The following is a 1,541-nucleotide window of genomic DNA, read 5'->3' on the forward strand; positions in this document are numbered from 1 at the left end:
ACCGCTGCCGGGCACCGCGACCCGGCTGATGTACAAGTCCACCGACTCGGCCGGCCGGCCGGTCGCGGTCACCGGCGCCTACCTCGAACCGACGCTCCCCTGGCTCGGCCCCGGCGCCCGTCCGCTGGTCGCCGTGGCCCCCGGCACCATGGGCCAGGGCGACCAGTGCGCCGCCTCCATGGGCCTGGAGCACCCGCTGCTCCTCAACGGCCGGACGGTGTCCGTCGGTTACGAGGACCTGTCCGTCTACCGGCTGCTCGCCGAGGGCGTCGCGGTCGTCGTCACCGACTACGTCGGGCTCGGCGCCACCGACCGGCTGCACACCTACGTCAACCGGCTGGACGGCGCCCACGCCGTCCTGGACGCCGTACGGGCCGCCCGGCGCGTGCCCGGCGCCTCGGTCACCGCGGCCTCCCGGGTGGGTCTGTTCGGGTACAGCCAGGGCGGCGGCGCCACCGCCGCGGCCGCCGAGATCCAGCCGGGCTACGCCCCGGACGTCGCCCTCTCCGGCACCTACTCCGGGGCGCCGCCGGCCGACCTCACCGCCGTCACCGCGGCCATCGACGGCAGCGACCTGGCCGGTGCCCTCGGCTGGGCGGTGAACGGGTTCGTCCAGTCCGACCCGGCGCTGAAACCGATCGTCGACTCCCACCTCGGCGCGGCGGGCCGGGCCGCCCTCACCGACCTGTCGACGATGTGTGTCGCAGACGCGCTCCTCGCCTACGGCTCCCAGCACAGCACCGCCTGGACGAGCGACGGCAGCTCCATCTCCGACGTCATCGCCGAGGAGCCGGCGCTGCGGTCCTTCCTGGACGGGCAGCGCATCGGCAGGACGGCGCCGGCGGGCCCGGTACGGCTCGCGACCGGCGTCAGCGACGACCTCGTACCGCACGCGCAGGCCCGGCAGCTGGCCGTCGACTGGTGCGGCGAAGGCGCGGACGTCACGTATGTGCCGGTCGTGCTGCCGGACGCGGGCCGCGCCCTGCTGAACCATCTGGCACCCCTGCTCACCGACCAGGGCGACGCCATCGCCTGGCTGACCGCCCGGCTCTCCGGTGTGCCGGCCGTCTCCAACTGCTGGACCATGCCCGCACAGCCGTGAGCGGTGCCCGCCGCCGCTTGCCGACGGCGGCCGGCGCGGGCAGGCTGCGGGTGTGCCCACCTTGCTGATCGTCCATCACACCCCCTCGCCCCACTGCCAGGCCATGTTCGAGGCCGTGGTCTCCGGGGCGACCGCCCCGGAGATCGAGGGGGTGCGGGTGGTACGGCGGGCGGCCCTGTCCGCCACCGCCTCCGACGTGCTCGCGGCCGACGGGTACCTGCTCGGCACCCCGGCCAACCTCGGATATCTCTCCGGGGCCCTCAAGCATTTCTTCGACCAGATCTACTACCCGTGCCTGGACGGGACACGGGGCCGCCCCTTCGGCGCCTACGTGCACGGCGGCAACGACGTCACCGGCGCCCTGCGCGCCCTCGACACCATCACCACCGGCCTCGACTGGCGAAAAGCGGCCGAACCGGTCACGGTGACCGGCGAGCCC

At 74.7% G+C, this 1,541-nt stretch carries 2 protein-coding genes; both read left to right on the forward strand.

Going from position 1 to position 1,541, the window contains the following annotated elements:
* A partial coding sequence (locus ABZ646_RS46400) for a lipase family protein (protein WP_360533766.1) occupies positions 1-1,102 on the forward strand: 1,102 nt, incomplete at its 5' end.
* 52 nt (positions 1,103-1,154) lie between these two features.
* Positions 1,155-1,541 (forward strand): flavodoxin family protein (locus ABZ646_RS46405; protein ID WP_360533769.1); only part of this gene is annotated, 387 nt, incomplete at its 3' end.

The organism is Streptomyces sp. NPDC007162 (genome assembly GCF_040634175.1).
GTDB lineage: Bacteria > Actinomycetota > Actinomycetes > Streptomycetales > Streptomycetaceae > Streptomyces.